At 60.7% G+C, this 18,088-nt stretch carries 15 protein-coding genes; 13 read left to right on the forward strand and 2 right to left on the reverse strand.

Translation table 11 applies throughout. The annotated features are described in order from the left end of the window. Positions 1 to 12: 12 nt before the first annotated feature. Positions 13 to 834 carry an SDR family oxidoreductase gene (locus tag ACYVIT_RS07765; RefSeq protein WP_415806487.1) on the reverse strand — a complete coding sequence of 274 codons (822 nt, stop codon included), beginning with the start codon at positions 832 to 834 and terminating at the stop codon, positions 13 to 15. A gap of 133 nt (positions 835 to 967) precedes the next feature. On the opposite strand from ACYVIT_RS07765, the gene ACYVIT_RS07770 reads away from it, so the two are divergent. Continuing rightward, the gene (locus ACYVIT_RS07770) at positions 968 to 3,040 is read left to right on the forward strand and encodes a helix-turn-helix domain-containing protein (protein ID WP_415806488.1); all 2,073 of its coding nucleotides are present in this window, start codon (positions 968 to 970) and stop codon (positions 3,038 to 3,040) included. Between the two features lie 4 nt (positions 3,041 to 3,044). Here ACYVIT_RS07770 and ACYVIT_RS07775 read toward each other — a convergent pair whose 3' ends face one another. Continuing rightward, positions 3,045 to 5,930: a valine--tRNA ligase gene (locus ACYVIT_RS07775; protein ID WP_415806490.1), complete on the reverse strand. Its 2,886-nt coding sequence runs from the start codon at positions 5,928 to 5,930 to the stop codon at positions 3,045 to 3,047. 154 nt (positions 5,931 to 6,084) lie between these two features. On the opposite strand from ACYVIT_RS07775, the gene ndk reads away from it, so the two are divergent. The 12 genes from ndk (at position 6,085) to hflK (ending at position 18,071) form a co-directional block, all read left to right on the forward strand. Then, a complete protein-coding gene (ndk, locus tag ACYVIT_RS07780) occupies positions 6,085 to 6,510 on the forward strand; it encodes a nucleoside-diphosphate kinase (protein ID WP_415806491.1) in 426 nt (141 codons plus the stop codon). Between the two features lie 27 nt (positions 6,511 to 6,537). Further along, the gene (gene rlmN / locus ACYVIT_RS07785) at positions 6,538 to 7,683 is read left to right on the forward strand and encodes a dual-specificity RNA methyltransferase RlmN (protein ID WP_415806492.1); all 1,146 of its coding nucleotides are present in this window, start codon (positions 6,538 to 6,540) and stop codon (positions 7,681 to 7,683) included. Next, positions 7,680 to 8,192: a helix-turn-helix domain-containing protein gene (locus ACYVIT_RS07790; RefSeq protein ID WP_415806493.1), complete on the forward strand. Its 513-nt coding sequence runs from the start codon at positions 7,680 to 7,682 to the stop codon at positions 8,190 to 8,192. Before rlmN ends, ACYVIT_RS07790 begins: the two co-directional genes overlap by 4 nt. A 12-nt stretch (positions 8,193 to 8,204) precedes the next feature. Continuing rightward, the gene (gene ispG, locus ACYVIT_RS07795) at positions 8,205 to 9,491 is read left to right on the forward strand and encodes a flavodoxin-dependent (E)-4-hydroxy-3-methylbut-2-enyl-diphosphate synthase (RefSeq protein WP_415806494.1); all 1,287 of its coding nucleotides are present in this window, start codon (positions 8,205 to 8,207) and stop codon (positions 9,489 to 9,491) included. A gap of 59 nt (positions 9,492 to 9,550) precedes the next feature. Beyond that, positions 9,551 to 10,831 (forward strand): histidine--tRNA ligase, encoded by a 1,281-nt coding sequence (gene hisS / locus ACYVIT_RS07800; protein ID WP_415806495.1) that lies wholly within the window; start codon positions 9,551 to 9,553, stop codon positions 10,829 to 10,831. A gap of 7 nt (positions 10,832 to 10,838) precedes the next feature. Beyond that, positions 10,839 to 11,477, forward strand: coding sequence for a YfgM family protein (locus ACYVIT_RS07805; RefSeq protein ID WP_415806496.1), 639 nt, complete (start codon positions 10,839 to 10,841; stop codon positions 11,475 to 11,477). Between the two features lie 4 nt (positions 11,478 to 11,481). Continuing rightward, on the forward strand, positions 11,482 to 12,630 hold the full coding sequence (gene bamB / locus ACYVIT_RS07810; protein WP_415806497.1) for an outer membrane protein assembly factor BamB: 1,149 nt from the start codon (positions 11,482 to 11,484) through the stop codon (positions 12,628 to 12,630). A gap of 21 nt (positions 12,631 to 12,651) precedes the next feature. Next, on the forward strand, positions 12,652 to 14,007 hold the full coding sequence (der, locus tag ACYVIT_RS07815) for a ribosome biogenesis GTPase Der (protein ID WP_415806498.1): 1,356 nt from the start codon (positions 12,652 to 12,654) through the stop codon (positions 14,005 to 14,007). Between the two features lie 2 nt (positions 14,008 to 14,009). Further along, positions 14,010 to 15,080 (forward strand): histidinol-phosphate transaminase, encoded by a 1,071-nt coding sequence (hisC, locus tag ACYVIT_RS07820; RefSeq protein WP_415806499.1) that lies wholly within the window; start codon positions 14,010 to 14,012, stop codon positions 15,078 to 15,080. A gap of 154 nt (positions 15,081 to 15,234) precedes the next feature. Beyond that, a complete protein-coding gene (gene hfq / locus ACYVIT_RS07825; RefSeq protein WP_012248943.1) occupies positions 15,235 to 15,471 on the forward strand; it encodes an RNA chaperone Hfq in 237 nt (78 codons plus the stop codon). Positions 15,472 to 15,688: 217 nt separating this feature from the next. Next, complete coding sequence (gene hflX / locus ACYVIT_RS07830; protein WP_415806501.1) at positions 15,689 to 16,795, forward strand: GTPase HflX; 1,107 nt, start codon at positions 15,689 to 15,691, stop codon at positions 16,793 to 16,795. Further along, positions 16,761 to 18,071: a protease modulator HflK gene (gene hflK, locus ACYVIT_RS07835; RefSeq protein ID WP_460478175.1), complete on the forward strand. Its 1,311-nt coding sequence runs from the start codon at positions 16,761 to 16,763 to the stop codon at positions 18,069 to 18,071. The genes hflX and hflK overlap by 35 nt, the downstream gene beginning before the upstream one ends. Positions 18,072 to 18,088: the final 17 nt, after the last annotated feature.

Raw genomic sequence — 18,088 nt, forward strand, 5'->3', positions numbered from 1 at the left:
GGCCTGGTGTGCTTATAGGTATTCCACGTTTCCATCCACGCTGATTGCTTGGCCAGTGATATTGCGCGCCGCAGGCGAGCACAGGAATAATGCCGTGGCCGCAATGTCGTCCGCAGTGACCATGCGGCGCAACGAGATCTTGTTCAAGTACTCGGCACGCATGGCGTCGACCGACACACCGGCGGCTGCAGCGCGCGCGCCGATCACACCGTCCATACGCTCGCCCTCGACGGTGCCGGGCAAAATGGCATTGACGCGCACGCCATGGGGGCCCAGTTCGATCGCCAGCGATTTTGTCAGCCCCACGATGGCCCACTTGGTCGACGCGTAGGGCGTGCGCAGGGCGTATCCCAATCGACCTGCCACAGAACTCATGGCAATCAGGCAGGGATTGCGCGTCGATTCCTTCAGTAGCGGCACCGCCTGGCTGGCGAAGTAGAAATGACTGTTCAGATTCACATCCACCGTGCGTTCCCAGTCACCGCGTTGCAGTTCTTCTACGGGGCCGGTGGGTCCGGCTATGCCGACGTTATTCACCAGTACGTCTAAGCCGCCCAGCGTATTTCGGACGTCGGCAAACACGGTTTCCACGTCCTTGGCGACCGAAGCGTCTGCCACGCTTGTCGTGATTTTTGGTGTTTCCGCGGTCAGCCTGTCCAGCGCCGCACGGTCGATATCGCAGACGTGCACATGACTTCCTATTTCACGGAATGCGTGGGCCACTGCGGCGCCGATGCCGGACGCCCCGGCTGTGACCAGCACGCGCAGGCCGGGCGTCGGTCGTAAAGTGTCGATTAGGCTTGTATGCACCGCTTGGCATCCTGTGATTGGCATATCGACAGTGTCACGGAGTCAGGCCATTATGGATATGTGTGATACCAATATAGAATCAGGGTTGTTGATGTGATATTCACACTGTGCTCGGCTGGAGCCGCGAGCATTATTGTCTTGAATAGGTCTGAACGCTATGCCCCAGTCCCCGGTTTCACGCAGGAAACGCGATGACGCGGGCGCGAACGCAGCGCAAGTCCCGGGCACAGAGACCGTGGCCGCCGATCTGGTCGGCCTGTTGCATGGCAACGCTCCGATCGAAGACTTCGCCTCGCATCTCGCCTCGCTGGAGGCGTTGCCCGATGGGCTGGTGCAAAAGAACAGATTGATCGAGCTGGCTCGCATGGCCATGGGTCTGCGCAGCCGGCTGGAGCAGCATGAACAGCGCGAGCGCGGCATGCTCGCCGTGATCGAGTCCGCGCAAGACATGGCCGCCCGGCTCGATTTGTCCGAGCTGCTCAAAGCCATCGTCACCCGTGCGCGCGACCTGCTGCGCGCGCATGTCTGCTGGCTGACGATCTACGACGCGCCGAGCGGTGAATTCCGGGTCGTGGTTTCCGAAGGCGCCATCATTGGGCGTACGGCAAAGATGACCGTGCAACGCAAGCTCGGCGTCGCCGGGGTGGTGATGTCCACGCGGCTGCCGTTTTCTACGCCGGACTATCTGCACGACAATCGATTCGCTCATGATCCTGAACTGGACGATATTTTTCGCGACGAGGGTGTGGCGGCGTTGGTGGGCGTCCCTCTGATCTGGGACGACAGTGTGATCGGTTTGTTGTTCGTGGCCGATCGCTACCATCGCACACACACGGCGTTGAATATTTCCGTCTTGTGCACGCTGGCCACGCATGCAGCCGTGGCCATCAACAACGCTCAGGCTTTTGCAGATGCCCAGTCGGCGCTGGAAAAGGCCGACATGGCCCGCGCTGAATTAGAGCGGCATGCGAGCGATGTCCAAAGCGCCGTTGAAGCGCATGAGCGCCTGACCTTGTTGCTGGCGCGAGGTGCGTCAATGGGCGAGCTGTGCCAAGCCATCGCACAGTTGCTCCAGGGCAGCATCCTGGTGTTGGACGAGATGCACCACGTCGTCGGGCGAGCGACAGCATCGGGCGATGTCAGCGCTGCGGCTGACGCCTACGAGCCGCACGGGCCGCACAGCGCTGCGCTGGCGCAGGCATTGCGAGACAGCCGGCGGGCGGGCCGTTCAACAATCGCTTACGAAAGCGGCGGCGAGTTGTGCCGGGTGACGGCGGTGATCGGTGGTGGAGGCACGCTCGGTTCAGTGTTGTTGTTCCGGCGCGAAGACATGCGCGATATTTCCATCCGGACCTTTGAGCGCAGTTCGAGTGTGATCGGTATCGTGCTGCTCTCGCAAGAGCGCATGGAGGCCAATCAGAGCCGCGATATTTCCGAGTTCATGCAGTCTTTGATTTCGCCCAGGCAGGGTGAGCCCGTGTTGGCGCGCGCCCGTGCCGAGCGTTTCGGCTTGAATATCTCGCAGCCTATGTCCTTGATGCTGGTCGAGTTGGACAAGCCCGTGTCAGGGCTGTTGGCGCGGCGCCTGCGTGCCCATTACGCTTGGCCGGAACTGGTGTTGGACGACATCGATGGCGTACTGGCCTTCGTGTGTGGCACGACGCGAGCTCAACAATTGCTGGACGCTTTTAGCGATTTCGCCCGCCGCGAACTCGGTGGCGCTTACCGGGGAGTCCTGTCGCGTCCGGCACACAGTGCGGCGGAAATGCCAGCCTTGTATGCCGCGTTGCGGCGCGCCCTGTCTGTCGTGGGCCGGCTGGGTATGGGTGGACGCATCGTCGGTCAAAACGAAATCGCGTTGTATTCCGTCCTGTTCGAGACGCAGGACAGCGCCAGTTTGAACAGGTTTCTCGATTCGGTGATAGGCCCAGTCATTGCCCATGATCGCAAACGCGGCTCGGAACTCGCCGCCACGCTGTTGAGTTACTTCGACAACAATCAGAATGCTACCGTGACCGCCGCGCGCCTTGGCATTCACGTCAACACCATGCGGCAACGGCTGGCCAGCGCCGAAGATCTTATTGGCTTTTTGGGTGACGCCAGCCGCGCGCTGGAAATCCATGTTGCCTTAAGGCTCTGGATTATCGGCGTGGCCGGTTCGAATTCGAGCCCGCCGGGCGCGCCAGATAGTGGACACGACCCGGCAAGCCCGGCAGAACTGCAGGGTTGACGCCTTAGTTCAGCTTTGCCCGCTGCTCGCGGACTTTATTCAACGTTTCGTTGAACTGCGCCAAGCGCGCCTTTTCCTGTTCAACGACTGCCGCCGGTGCGCGTTCGACAAAGCTGGCATTGCCCAGCTTGCCATTGGCTTTGGCGACTTCGCCTTCAAGACGGGCGACTTCCTTATCCAGGCGCGCACGTTCCGCCACCACGTCGATTTCAACGTGCAGCATCAGGCGGGCCGTGCCCACCACCTGCACCGGGGCGCCGGCATCAGGCAGCGTATCGACCACATCGACCTGGCTCAGCTTGGCCAGCGCGGCCAGGTAGGGGCCGTTGCGCTTGAGTGTAGCGGCGTCGCCCTGAGCCACCAGCGGAACGCGCTGCGCGGGTGATAGATTCATTTCGCCACGCAGTGCGCGCACCGCTTCGACCTGAGCCTTCAACTCGGCCACATCGGCCTCGGCTGCCGCATCGATGGCCTCTGCATTGCTGCGCGGGTAGGGCTGAACACTGACGCTGTCGTCGGTGCCTTCTGCGCGCTTGCCTGCCACCACCGAGACCTTTTGCCACAGCGCTTCGGTAATGAACGGAATGATCGGGTGGGCCAGACGCAGCACTGCCTCGAGCACTCGGATCAGCGTACGGCGCGTCCCCAGTTGTTGCGCGGGCGTGCCGTTCTGGATCTGCACCTTGGCCAGTTCCACGTACCAATCGCAGTATTCATCCCAGACATAGCGATAGAGCGCGTTGGCGACGTTGTCGAAACGGTAGTCGGCAAAACCGCGTTCGACTTCTGCTTCGAGAGCCTGCAACTGGCTGACAATCCAGCGATCGGCAAACGACAGCTCGGCAGGTTGATCGCCGGTCAGGTCGTGGCCCTCGGTGTTCATCAACACATAGCGGGTCGCATTCCACAGCTTGTTGCAGAAATTGCGATAGCCTTCGCAGCGCTTGAGGTCGAAATTGATGTTGCGGCCGAGCGTGGCGTACGCTGCCATGGTGAATCGCAGGGCATCGGTGCCGAACGACGGAATGCCATCGGGATACTGACGGCGCGTGGCCTTTTCGATCGAGCTGGCTTGCTTTGGATTCATCAATCCATAGGTGCGCTTGGCCACCAGGCCATCCAGGTCGATGCCGTCGATCAGGTCCACCGGATCGAGCGTGTTGCCCTTGGACTTGCTCATCTTCTGGCCGTCGGCATCACGGATCAGGCCGTGCACGTAGACGTGCTTGAACGGGATCTGACCCGTCATGTGCGTGGTCAACATGACCATGCGCGCGACCCAGAAGAAAATAATGTCAAAGCCCGTGACCAGCACACTGGAGGGCAGATAGCGTTGCAGGTCGGGGGTGTTTTCGGGCCAGCCCAGGGTGGTGAAGGGCACCAGGCCCGACGAGAACCACGTATCCAGTACGTCTGGGTCGCGGGTCAACGGACCCGTCACGCCAGCGGCGCGAGCTTGTTCCTGTGCATCAGCTTCCGAATGCGCGACGAAGACCTGGCCATCCTCGGCATACCAGGCCGGGATCTGGTGGCCCCACCAGAGCTGGCGCGAAATACACCAGTCCTGGATGTTGTTCAGCCACTGGTTGTAGATGGTGGTCCAGTTCTCCGGATAGAACTTGATCTGCCCATTGGCCACGACATCCAGGGCGACTTCGGTGATGCTCTTGCCGGGGTTCAGCGTGCCTTCGGGTGCGGGCTTGCTCATTGCCACGAACCACTGGTCGGTCAGCATGGGCTCGAGCACGACACCGGTACGGTCGCCCTTGGGCTGCATCATTTTGTGCGGTTCGACCTTGACCAGGTATTGCTCGGCTTCCAGTTGGGCCACGACCGCCTTGCGGGCCTCGTAGCGTTCCATGCCCTGGAACTGTGCCGGGCCGTTTTCGTTGATATGCGCGTCCAGCGTGAAAATCACAATCAACGGCAGATTGTGACGTTGCGCGCAGGCGTAGTCGTTGAAATCGTGTGCGCCGGTGATCTTGACGCAACCGGTGCCGAATGCCGGATCGACGAAATCGTCGGCGATGATCGGGATGTTGCGGTCGCACAGTGGCAGTTCGACCATCTTGCCCACCAGGTGCTGGTAGCGGGGATCGTCCGGGTGTACGCACAAGGCGCCGTCGGCCAGCATGGTCTCCGGACGCGTGGTGGCAATCGTCATGCCGCGCAGCGTGACCGTCTGGCCGTCCTTGTCCACAATGGTTTGCGGCCCGTCGACGAACGGGTACAGAATGTGCCACATGTGGCCGTCGACTTCCTCGGACTGGACCTCGAGGTCGGACACTGCGGTCAGCAGTTTCGGATCCCAGTTGACCAGGCGTTTGCCGCGATAGATCAGGCCCTGTTGGTACAGGCGGACAAAAGTCTCCACCACGCCGCGCGACATCCGGTCGTCCATGGTGAAGTATTCACGGGGCCAGTCAGCGGAGGCGCCCAGGCGGCGGACCTGGCCGGTGATGGTGTTGCCGGACTGCTCTTTCCATTCCCAGACTTTTTCGACGAATTTTTCGCGGCCCAGGTCGTGGCGCGAGACTTTTTCGGCGTCCAGGCGGCGTTCGACCACGATCTGGGTGGCAATACCGGCGTGGTCGGTACCGGGGATAAACACGGTGTCGTCGCCGCGCATGCGGTGATAGCGCACCAGCCCGTCCATGATGGTCTGGTTGAACGCGTGCCCCATGTGCAGCGTGCCTGTTACATTGGGTGGAGGAAACTGGATGACGTAGGGCTGGGCGTCTGTCCCCGTTTTAACGTGTTGGCCTGCCGCGAAATAGCCGCGGCGCTCCCATTCGGTGTACCACTGGGCCTCGAGCGCTGCGGGCTCAAAGCTCTTGGGCAGGTCGGCGGTATCGGTGTCAGACGGGATCGGGGCAGCGGCTTCGGTCATTACTGGGTTCCGGCAAAAGGCGAGGGCCTGGCCGATTGTTGGCCAAGCAAACCGTTCATTTTAAGATGTATTGCGGTCATGACGGCGTGTTAGAATGCCGGGTTACTGTAAACCCTACAGAAGTCCCTGTTTTTATTAGGAATTTGGAGTCTCCATGTCCGTCCAACGTACTCTCTCGATCATCAAGCCCGACGCCGTGGCCAAGAATGTCATCGGTCAGATCGTCGCCCGCTTCGAAAGCGCTGGCCTGAAAGTCATCGCCGCACGCCTGCAACAACTGTCGCGTGCCGACGCCGAGCGCTTCTACGCCGTGCACAAAGAACGCCCCTTCTTCAAGGACCTGGTTGACTTCATGGTCTCGGGCCCCGTGTTTGTGCAGGTCCTGGAAGGCGAAGACGCCATCCAGAAAAACCGCGACCTGATGGGCGCGACCGACCCCAAGAAAGCCGAGGCCGGCACCATCCGCGCCGATTTCGCTGACAGCATCGATGCCAACGCCGTGCACGGTTCCGACGCTCCCGAAACCGCCGCCGTCGAAGTCGCTTTCTTCTTCCCCGAAATCAACATCCACAGCCGTTGATCTGGGTTAGCATTACCTGAGTACGTCATGGAAACCGCCGAACGCGTCAATCTCCTGGGCCTCGATGCCGCCAAACTGTCCGATCTGGTCGGGCAGTGGGGGGGCAAGCCCTTTCGCGCCCGCCAATTGCAGCGTTGGGTGCATCAGCGTGGGGCTGACTCGTTCGACGCCATGACCGATCTGGCTCGCGAATTTCGCGGGCAGTTGGCAGAGCACTGCCTGATCCAGGCGCCGCCGGTCAATACCGAGCAGCGCTCCTCGGATGGCACACGCAAGTGGCTGTTCGACGTGGGGCAGGGCAACGCCATTGAGACCGTCTTCATCCCCGAAGACGACCGCGGCACGCTATGCGTGTCCAGCCAGGCAGGCTGTGCGGTCAATTGCCGTTTCTGTTCTACCGGTCACCAGGGGTTCAACCGCAACTTGCAGGCCAGCGAAATCATCGGCCAGTTGTGGTGGGCCAAGCGCATCCTCGAGGCCGATGCCGGTACGGCGCGCCTGGGCGGGGCGCGTGGTGATGACACGCGTGTGATCAGCAACGTCGTCATGATGGGCATGGGCGAGCCCCTGCTCAACTACGATCAGCTGTTGCCTGCGCTGCGCTTGATGCTGGATGACAATGCGTACGGCCTGTCGCGTCGTCGCGTGACCGTGTCCACGTCGGGCGTCGTTCCCATGATGGACCGGTTGGCAAAAGATTGTCCGGTGGCTTTGGCCGTATCGTTGCATGCCCCTACGGATGCCTTGCGCGATGAACTGGTGCCGCTGAATAAAAAATATCCGTTGGCCGAATTGCTGGCTGCGTGCGAACGCTATCTCGCCAGTGCGCCGCGTGATTTCATTACGTTCGAATACTGCATGCTGGATGGTGTGAATGACACCGACCAACATGCCAAGGCGCTCATTCAGGTGGCGCGGCAGGTCCGCTGCAAACTCAACCTGATTCCTTTTAATCCGTTTCCGGCCTCTGGTCTCAAGCGTTCGCCCTCGGCGCGGGTCAAGGTCTTTGCCCAGCGTCTGATGGATGCTGGTATTGTGACGACGGTACGCAAGACGCGTGGCGATGATATCGATGCGGCCTGCGGACAATTGGCTGGAGAGGTTCGCGATCGTACACGTGTCGCCCAGCGTAATGCTGGGCGGACCATACCCATTGCACAGGTGCAGGCATGACGCAGGAGCTCAACGCGGCGGCGCTTCCCAAGGAATCGGCAACTCCGGCCCAGCCAGCGAACGCAGGCGCGACGGCTACCGTTGGCCAGGCTCTGAAGGACTTGCGCGTCGCAAAGGGCTGGTCTCTAGAGGACGTGTCGAGCCGCATCAAGTTCGCCCCGCGCCAGATCCAGGCTCTGGAAGGCGAGCAATGGGACAAGTTGCCCAAGGGCGTTTCGCTGCGCGGGCTGGTCCGCAGCTATGCGCGCCTGCTCGATACCGACCCGGCGGCGATTGTGTCGTCAGTGGAAAGCCAAGTCGGTGTGCTGAGCTCGCCGGGTTCCGTTCACCGGGTATCGCGCACGATTCCTGTGGCCGTCAGCGGACACAGTGATAGCCGCAGTTCCGTGCCGTGGGGATGGATGCTGGTGATTGTCGTACTGTTGGCAGTGTTGGGCGGTTATGCTTTCTGGCAAGACTGGCTCCCTGCCGATTGGCTGCCATCCTGGCTGTCCGGCTCAAAACCGTAACTCAAGATACGCATGCAAGAGTTGTCTTTGCCCTGCCAAGATGCCCCGCCTCCCGAAGTCGGCGCAGCCTCACGCCGTCCGACTCGCTCGGTTGCCGTGAAATGGGGCGAGCGCGTTGTCCATATCGGGGGCCAGGCCCCGGTCGTGGTCCAGTCCATGACCAATACGGATACCGCGGATCCCATTGCAACGGCCATTCAGGTAAAAGAACTGGCGCTCGCCGGGTCCGAAATGGTGCGTATTACGGTCAACACGCCCGAGGCGGCCCGCGAGGTCATCGCTATCCGCGAGCAACTGGATCGCATGGGCGTATCGGTGCCGCTGGTGGGAGACTTCCACTACAACGGCCACAAGCTGTTGACCCAGTTTCCTGATTGCGCGCAAGCCCTGTCAAAGTACCGGATCAACCCCGGCAACATGGGCGGCGGCAAGCGTCGCGACGACAACTTTGCGCAAATGATCGAAGTCGCCTGCCGCTACGACAAGCCCGTGCGCATCGGGGTCAATTGGGGCAGCCTGGATCACGAGCTGATGGCGCGCAAAATGGACGAAAACAGCCGCCGCGCGCAGCCCTGGGAGGCCCAGGCCGTGATGCGCGATGCGCTCGTCGTGTCCGCAATCAGCAATGCCCAGCGCGCTGAGGAACTCGGCCTGCGTGGCGATGCCATCATCCTGTCGTGCAAAGTCAGCCACGTACAGGATTTGATCGCCGTTTATCGCGATTTGTCGGCGCGGTGCGACTACCCGTTGCACTTGGGCCTGACCGAAGCCGGCATGGGCAGCAAGGGCATTGTGGCTTCGACGGCTGCGTTAGGTGTCTTGCTGCAACAAGGCATCGGCGACACCATCCGTATTTCGCTCACCCCCGAGCCCGGCGGCGATCGTACGCGCGAGGTCGTGGTCGCGCAGGAAATTCTGCAAACCATGAATCTGCGTGCATTCACGCCGATGGTGGTGGCGTGCCCTGGGTGCGGCCGCACCAGCAGCACGTTTTTCCAAGAACTGGCCGACAGCATTCAGTCTTATTTGCGTCGCCAAATGCCGGTGTGGCGCGCCCGTTATCCCGGTGTCGAAAGTATGAACGTCGCGGTGATGGGCTGTGTGGTCAATGGCCCTGGTGAAAGCCGCCATGCGGATATCGGGATCAGTCTGCCGGGTACGGGCGAGGTGCCTGCCGCCCCGGTGTTCATCGACGGCGAACGGACCGTCACCCTCAAGGGTGATCGCATCGCCGAAGAATTCCAGACCATTGTCGAAGACTACGTCGCGCGCCGTTATGGCGCGCAGGCCACTCATTAAAAGAAAGGGCTGAGCCGTCAGGCGGATCGCATAGTGCGATTCGCTGCGGCATGATGAAGATGACGCAAGCGTTTCAGAAAGTCGCCGCTATCCGCGGCATGAATGACGTCCTGCCGGCCGATGGCGCCCGGTGGGAGCAATTCGAAGACATCGTGCGTGGCTGGTTGCGCAGCTACGGCTATCGCAATGTGCGCACGCCTGTGCTCGAGCATACGCGCCTGTTTACGCGCGGCATCGGCGAGGTCACTGACATCGTCGAAAAAGAGATGTACACCTTTACCGATGCGCTGAACGGCGAGTCGCTCACCATGCGTCCCGAGATGACCGCGGGCGTAGTGCGCGCCACGATCGAGCACAACCTGCTCTATGACCGGCCGCAGCGGGTGTACAGCATCGGCCCGGTGTTTCGGCATGAGCGTCCGCAACGCGGCCGTTATCGCCAGTTTCATCAAATCGACGTTGAAGCACTAGGTTTTGCCGGCCCGGATGTCGATGCCGAACTCATCATCATGTTGGCGCGTCTATGGAAACAGCTGGGGCTGACAGATGTGCGCCTGGAGCTCAATTCTCTGGGACAGCCCGCCGAGCGTGCCGCCCATCGTGCCGCATTGATCGCGCACTTGGAACAACATCGCGACGTGCTTGACGAGGATGGCCAGCGCCGCATGTATAGCAATCCGCTGCGCGTCCTGGACACGAAAAATCCGGCCATGCAGGCGATGGCTGACAGCGCGCCGCGATTGTTTGATTTTCTGGGCGACGAGTCGCGCGCCCATTTTGATGGCTTGTGCCAATTATTGGCGGATGCCGGCATTGAGTACCGTCTCAATCCTCGCTTGGTGCGCGGCCTCGACTACTACAACTCGACCGTTTTCGAATGGGTTACCGACCGCCTGGGCTCGCAGGGAACGGTTTGCGGCGGTGGCCGCTATGACGGTCTGATCGAGCTGCTGGGCGGCAAGCCCGCACCGGCCGTCGGCTTTGCGATTGGCATGGAGCGTCTGCTGGACCTCTGGGAACAAACCGCGCCCGCGGCTGCCACAACAGAATGTGACGTTTATGTCGTTCACCAGGGCGAGCAGGCCCAACGCCTGGCGGCGCGCGTGGGCGAGCAATTGCGCGATGCCGGCTTTTCCGTCATCGTGCATGCCGGATCGGCCAGTTTCAAGTCGCAATTCAAACGGGCCGATGCCAGTGGTGCCCGAGTTGCGGTTATTCTTGGCACCGACGAAGTCGCCTCGCAGACGGCCAGCGTCAAGTTCCTGCGTGCCGATGCCGCCAACGAGGCAGCTCAGCAGCAGGTCCAGCTGGACCGCTTGGCGGATGTTTTGAAATCCTAGGGTAAGCATGGCATACGATCTCGAAGAACAGGAACAACTCGACGCGCTCAAGGCGTGGTGGGCGCGCTATGGCACGTTGATCATGGCATTGGTGACCATCGCCGTGCTCGCATGGGGCGGCTGGTGGGGCTGGAAGGCCTATCAAAGCCATCGCGCAAATCAGGCGATGGGCTACTTCGAAGCCCTCGAAGACGCCGCCCGTCTGGGCAGTACCGATTCCGCGGTGCGCATCAAGGCCGCTATCTCGACCTTGCGCGACGATTACGCGGCCACGGGGTATGCCGCACGCGGCGCGCTGGTTGCTGCTCAGGCGCTCGCCCAACAAAAGGACCTGGATGGCGCGCGCCAGCAACTCGAATGGCTGGCCTCGCAGTCCAAGCATCCGGCTCTGCAGCCTGTGGCGCGTGAGCGTCTGGCAGGACTGCTGCTGGATCAGAAACAGTACGATGCCGCCTTGGCTCAATTGGACAATCCGCCGGCGGCATTTGCGACGCTTTATGCGGACCGCCGCGGCGATATCCTGGCCGCTCAAGGCAAGCCCGAGGAGGCTCGCAAGGCCTGGCAAACCGCTCTGGATGGACTGAGTGCTGCCGACCCTCTGCGTCAGGCCGTGCAACTGAAACTGGACGCTCTCAGCGGAGCATGAACGTATGACTATTTTCCGTTTTCACCGAGCTGTGCGTAGCGCCGCGCTTGCCGCGGGCTTGTTGGTTCTGGCCGGTTGCGCCAGTGATGACGCTCGTTACGAGCCCGCGCCATTGACTGAGTATTCAGCGGGGATGTCCGTTCGCTCGGTGTGGTCGACGTCTATCGGTAGCGGTTCGGGGCTGGGTTTCGTGCCCGCCGTAGTGGGTAATTCGGTCTATGCCGCAACGCCCGACGGTTCCGTTGCCAAGGTAGAGCTGTCGAGCGGAAAAATCCTCTGGAAAGCCGACGCCGACACCAAGCTCTCTGCAGGTCCGGGCAGTGATGGATCGACCACGGTCGTGGCGTCGCCGCTGGGCCAGATCATTGCGTTTGACGATACGGGCAAGGTCAAATGGAAGGCACAGGCCAGCAGTGACGTCGATATCGCGCCGGTGGTGGGATATGGCGCTGTGGTGGTTCGCAGCGGCGACTACCGGATTCAAGCCTACAACATCGAGACTGGCGAGCGCCTCTGGAGCCTGCAACGTCCTGGTCCCGCCTTGGCGCTGCGCAGCACTGCGCAGATGGTCATGGCCGAAGGCCTGGTCATTACTGGCTTGCCTGGCGGCAAGTTGCTGGCCATCAACGTGGGTAGCGGCAACGTTCAATGGGAAGGCACTGTAGCTACGCCGCGCGGATCGAGCGATCTCGAACGTTTGACCGACGTCGTCGGGGCGCCGCGTTTGGCCGGTCCTTTGCTCTGCGCAGTCGCATACCAAGGCCGTATCGTGTGCTTTAACGTCAGCCAGGGCGGCCGCCCCATGTGGGCTAAAGACTTCTCCAGCGCCAGTGGCATGACCTTGGATAGCCAGTTTGCTTATGCGCCGGACCAAAACAGTGTCATGAACGCCTTTGCGCTCGAGAACGGCAACAATGTCTGGAAACAGGCTGCGCTGAAAAACCGTAAGCTGACCGCGCCTGCCGCGTTGGGCGGGGCGGTTGCGGTGGGCGATCTGGACGGTTACGTGCATTTCCTGTCCAGCAGTGATGGCAGCTTGCTGGCGCGGCTATCGGTCGGGGGCGGCGCCATCCTCTCGCCTGTGCAGTCCACGTCTGCTGGCGTGCTGGTTCAAACCGGCAATGGCAATCTTGTGCTGCTTGGCACCAACTAATTTTCATCTTTTGGCTCAATCGTGTCCTTCAAGCCCGTCGTCGCTCTGGTCGGTCGCCCCAATGTGGGCAAGTCGACCCTCTTTAACCGCCTGACGCGTTCTCGCGCGGCGCTGGTTGCCGATTATTCCGGCTTGACGCGCGATCGCCATTACGGTGAGGGCAGGGTCGGGGACATCCCCTTCATCGTCATTGACACCGGTGGTTTCGAGCCGGTCGCGAAAACCGGCATTCTGCGTGAAATGGCGCGTCAGACGAGCCAGGCCATTGCCGAAGCCGATGTAGTGGTGTTCCTCGTCGATGCTCGCGCTGGCGTCAACGCGCACGATCACGAGATTGCCCAACTGTTGCGTAAATCCGGGCAACAACGCGTGGTGCTCGCGGTCAACAAGGCCGAAGGCATGGGCGTTGGCAACGCCACCAGCGAGTTTCACGAGCTGGGGCTGGGCACACCACATCCCATCTCGGCGGCTCATGGTGACGGGATCGTTGATCTGATCGAATTGGCATTGCAGGATCTGGTCGAGCCTGAGCCCGAAGCCGACCCGGCCGATGGGGAATTGCCCCCCGATCATCGCATCAAGCTCGCCATTGTCGGCCGGCCCAACGTGGGCAAGTCCACCTTGATCAATACTTTGATGGGCGAAGACCGCGTCATCGCGTTCGACATGCCGGGTACGACACGCGATGCGATCGAAATCGACTTCGAGCGTGACGGTCGTAAATACACCTTGATCGATACCGCTGGTCTGCGCCGCCGTGGCAAGGTCTTCGAAGCCGTAGAAAAATTTTCAGTCATCAAGACGCTGCAGGCCATCGAGGCCAGCAATGTGGTGCTCTTGGTGTTGGACGCTCAAACAGAGGTTTCGGAGCAAGACGCGCACATTGCCGGGTTTGTGCTGGAAACGGGCCGTGCGGTCGTTGTGGCGATCAACAAGTGGGATGGCCTGGATATCGATCAGCGCGAGCGTATTGAGCGTGAATACAACCGCAAGCTGCGATTCTTGTCCTTTGCGCCGACACACACCATTTCCGCCCTGAAAGGCCAGGGCATCAAGCCCTTGCTCAAATCCGTGGTGGGCGCGCACGCCGCAGCGTTTGCAAAATTATCGACGCCCAAGCTCACGCGTGAGTTGCAGGCCGCTGTGGAGCAGCAGCAGCCTCCACGCAAAGGGATTTTCCGGCCCAAGATGCGCTACGCCCACCAGGGCGGACAAAATCCCCCGCTGGTGGTGATCCACGGCAACGCGCTCGATGCCATTCCGGATTCCTATCGCCGCTATCTGGAAACCCGCTTTCGCGAGGCGTTCAAGCTCGCAGGCACGCCGCTGCGCATCGAATTCAAATCCTCGCATAATCCTTACACGCAGGAAAATTGAGCATGAGTCGCTTTTGGAGTTCCGTCGTCGGCGAACTCAGCCCGTACGTGCCGGGCGAGCAGCCCAAGTTACAGGATCTGGTCAAGCTCAATACGAATGAACATCCGCTAGGGCCTTCGCCCAAGGCGCTGCAGGCCATGCAGGCCGCCTGCAACGACAGCCTGAAACTCTACCCAGACCCAGGTTCGGAACGGCTGCGCCGCGCCGTTGCGGCCCATCATCAGGTGCAGCCCGATCAGGTCTTCGTAGGCAACGGGTCAGATGAAATTCTGGCGCATACCTTTCAGGCCCTGCTCAAGCATGACGGCCCGCTGCTGTTTCCAGATATCACGTACAGTTTTTATCCCGTGTATTGCGGGTTGTACCAGATCGCCTATCAGGCCGTACCGTTAAAAGAAGATTTCAGCATCGATGTGCAGGACTACTTGCCATCGGCAGGGCGGCAGGCGGGCGGGATCATTTTCCCGAATCCGAATGCCCCGACGGGCCGGGCGCTGCCGCTGTCGGATATCGAGCGTATCGTTGCGGCCAACCCCGATATCGTCGTCGTCATCGACGAGGCTTATGTCGATTTTGGGGCGGAATCTGCTGCAAGCCTTATTTCCCGTTATGAGAACCTGCTGGTTATCCAGACCTTGTCCAAATCCCGTTCGTTGGCGGGGTTGCGGGTCGGGTACGCAGTCGGTAGCCGGGTATTGATTGACGCGCTCGAGCGCGTCAAAAACAGCTTCAATTCCTATCCGATCGATCGTGTCGCCGAGGCGGGCGCCGTGGCCTCTATCGAAGACACGGACTATTTCGAACAGGCGTGCCAATTCGTGATTGCCACGCGCACGGCCCTGGTCAGTCAGTTACAGGCCCTCGGGTTCGAGGTCCTGCCGTCGGCGGCCAATTTCGTGTTTGCCCGGCATCCCGGGCATGATGGCGGCGCCTTGGCGGCCGCATTGCGCGAGCGCAGTATTATTGTGCGTCACTTCAAACAGGCCCGCATCGATCAGTTTTTACGTATTACCGTTGGAACTGAGTCGCAATGCGCGCGTCTGATAGAAACCCTCAAGACTATTTTGGTATGAGGGCGGGGCGAGGCGACTTGCCCCATTGTTAATAAATCAGACACCTTATGAAAGAATTTGCTCCGCAAGGCAAGTGGCACGGCCTCGGAAAACCTTGTAGAGTACACATTTCGGCGTCTGCCACCACTCAAAACAAACAAATGGAGCCTGGCCAATGAGCAATAAAGGGCAAACTCTGCAAGATCCGTTTTTAAACACGCTGCGTAAAGAACACGTACCTGTGTCGATCTATCTCGTAAACGGTATCAAACTTCAAGGGCAAATCGAGTCGTTCGACCAATATGTCGTCTTGCTGCGCAATACCGTGACGCAAATGGTGTACAAGCACGCCATTTCCACCGTCGTTCCCGCTCGCGCTGTCAACTTTCAGGTGGATGTTCCCGCTGAATAATCGTCAAGCTCCAGCTGTACCTTTTTTTGCCCGCCGCACGGATCGTGTCGGCGGGCATTTTCGCTGTGGTGGGGAACGTTTTCTTATCGCCCGGCATGCGTCCTCGGGGTATTCCAGCCGCAGGCGCAGCGTGCACGCCAGTGTGTCACTCGGTACTATCATTAAAAATGCGCCTATTTGGTGCATCGAACTGCAAGCGCAGCGTAGGGGGTAATGTATGCGTGCGCTAATCATCAGCGTTGACTTGGGCAATCCCGATTTCGTCGCGCATGCCGAAGAGTTCGCCATGCTCGCGCGTGGTGCGGGCGCCGAGATCGTCGGCACGGTCACATCGCGGCGCGATCGGCCCGACGCCAAATTTTTTATCGGATCAGGCAAGGTCCAAGAGGCCGTTGCCACCGCGGGCGCCTTGTTGGCGGACATTGTGCTGTTCGATCAGCCGTTATCGCCGGCACAACAACGTAACCTCGAGCGTGAATTCAATTTGCGAGTCGTCGACCGAGTCGCGCTTATTCTGGATATTTTTGCGCTGCGCGCCAAAAGCCACGAAGGCAAGCTGCAGGTCGAGTTGGCGCAGTTACAGCATCTGGTCACGCGCTTGACGCGAATGTGGACTCACTTGGAACGTCAGCGCGGCGGTATCGGTATGCGCGGGCCGGGCGAATCACAACTCGAAATGGACCGTCGCATGATCGGCGCCAAAGTCAAAATGCTGCGAGAGCGGCTCGATCGTGTCGAGCGTCAGCGTGTGACGCAGCGCCGCGCCCGGGCGCGAGGCGGAGCGCTTTCCGTCTCGTTGGTGGGCTATACCAACGCCGGCAAGTCCACGCTCTTCAATGCCCTGACGCGGGCAGGGGCCTACGCCGCTGACCAGTTGTTCGCTACGCTTGACACCACCACCCGCCGCATCTGGATCGAGGGTACCGGATCGGTAGTGTTGTCCGATACCGTCGGGTTCATTCGCGATTTGCCGCCGAATTTGATTGCCGCCTTCCGGGCAACGCTGGAGGAAACCATCCACGCCGACGTATTGCTGCACGTCGTCGATGCGGCCAGTCCGCAGCGTGATGAGCAGATAGCCGAGGTCAATAAAGTCCTGACCGAAATCGGCGCGGGATCCATTCCGACCATCATGGTGCACAACAAGATTGACCGGGCCGGTCTTGAGCCGCGGATTGAGCGCGACGCCCGTGGTACGATTGCGCGAGTGTTCGTAAGCGCTACCGAGCGCGCCGGTCTGGAAGCGTTGCGCGGGGCAATTGCGGAGATCGGTCAGATCGTGGGAAACAATGCCTCGAATTACCAAACTATTCAATCTGAATGACCCAGGCTGGGGTCGTGGCAACAACAATGGCTCCGAGCCGCCCAAAAAGCCAAAGGGCAACGGAGACAGTCCGCCAGACCTCGACGAGGTCTGGCGCGACTTCAACAACCGGGTCGGGTCCTTGTTCGGCCGCAAGGGCGGCGGTGGCAATCGCCCCGGCGGCGGCCGTGGCGGCATCACGCCGCCTTCTCCACGTGGAGCCAAAGTCGGTTTGGGCATCGTCGCGGGGGTCGCGGTGCTGCTATGGTTGGCCAGCGGCTTCTATATTGTCCAAGAAGGCCAGGTCGCCGTTGTAACCCAGTTTGGCAAGTACAAGAGCACGGCCCCGGCGGGGTTCCAGTGGCGCTTGCCGTATCCCATCCAGAGCGCCGAGACGGTCAATATTTCCCAGCTCCGTACGTTTGAGGTGGGATTCCGCGGCGGTTCGCGCAACAAAGTGTTGCCCGAGGCCCTGATGTTGACCACCGACGAAAACATCGTCGACATGCAATTCGTGGTGCAGTATCGCCTGCGGGCCGATGGCGCACCCGACTATCTGTTCAAAATGCGTGACCCGGACGAGTCGGTGCGTCAGGCCTCCGAGACCGCGATGCGCGAGATCGTGGGCAAGAAGCCCATGGATTTCGTCCTGTACGAGGGCCGTACCGAAGTGGCTGTCGAGGTCCAGAATCTGATGCAGCAGATTCTCGATCGTTACCAGTCCGGTATCCAGATCAGTACCGTGGCCATCCAGAACGTACAGCCGCCCGAGCAGGTTCAGGCGGCATTTGACGATGCCGTCAAGGCCGGTCAGGACCGCGAGCGCCAAATCAACGAAGGTCAGGCCTATGCCAACCAGGTGATCCCGCTGGCGGGTGGTCAGGCTTCGCGTATGCTCGAGCAGGCCGAAGGTTATCGTGCCAAGGTCATCGGCGATGCGCGAGGTGATGCCGCGCGCTTTACCAGCATTTTGACCGAGTACCAAAAGGCGCCCAAGATCATGCGTGAACGCATGTATCTGGAAACCATGCAGCAGATCTTCTCGCGCGCCAGCAAGGTCATGGTCGACACCAAGAACGGCAACAACATGCTGTACTTGCCCATCGACAAGATCATCCAGCAAACAGCTCGCGATGCGTCCGGCCAACAGCAGCCGACCGCGTTGCCTGGCGCCAGCCAGCCCAGCGTTCCTCAGCCGCCGACGCGCAGTACCGGCTCGGCAAGTTCGTCCGGCAATCCGGGTAGCAACACTGGCAGCGGTAACAACACGCTGTCTCGCGATCGTCTGACGCGTTAATCCGGAGGAGCCCAAGA

This window comes from Bordetella muralis (assembly GCF_054781015.1).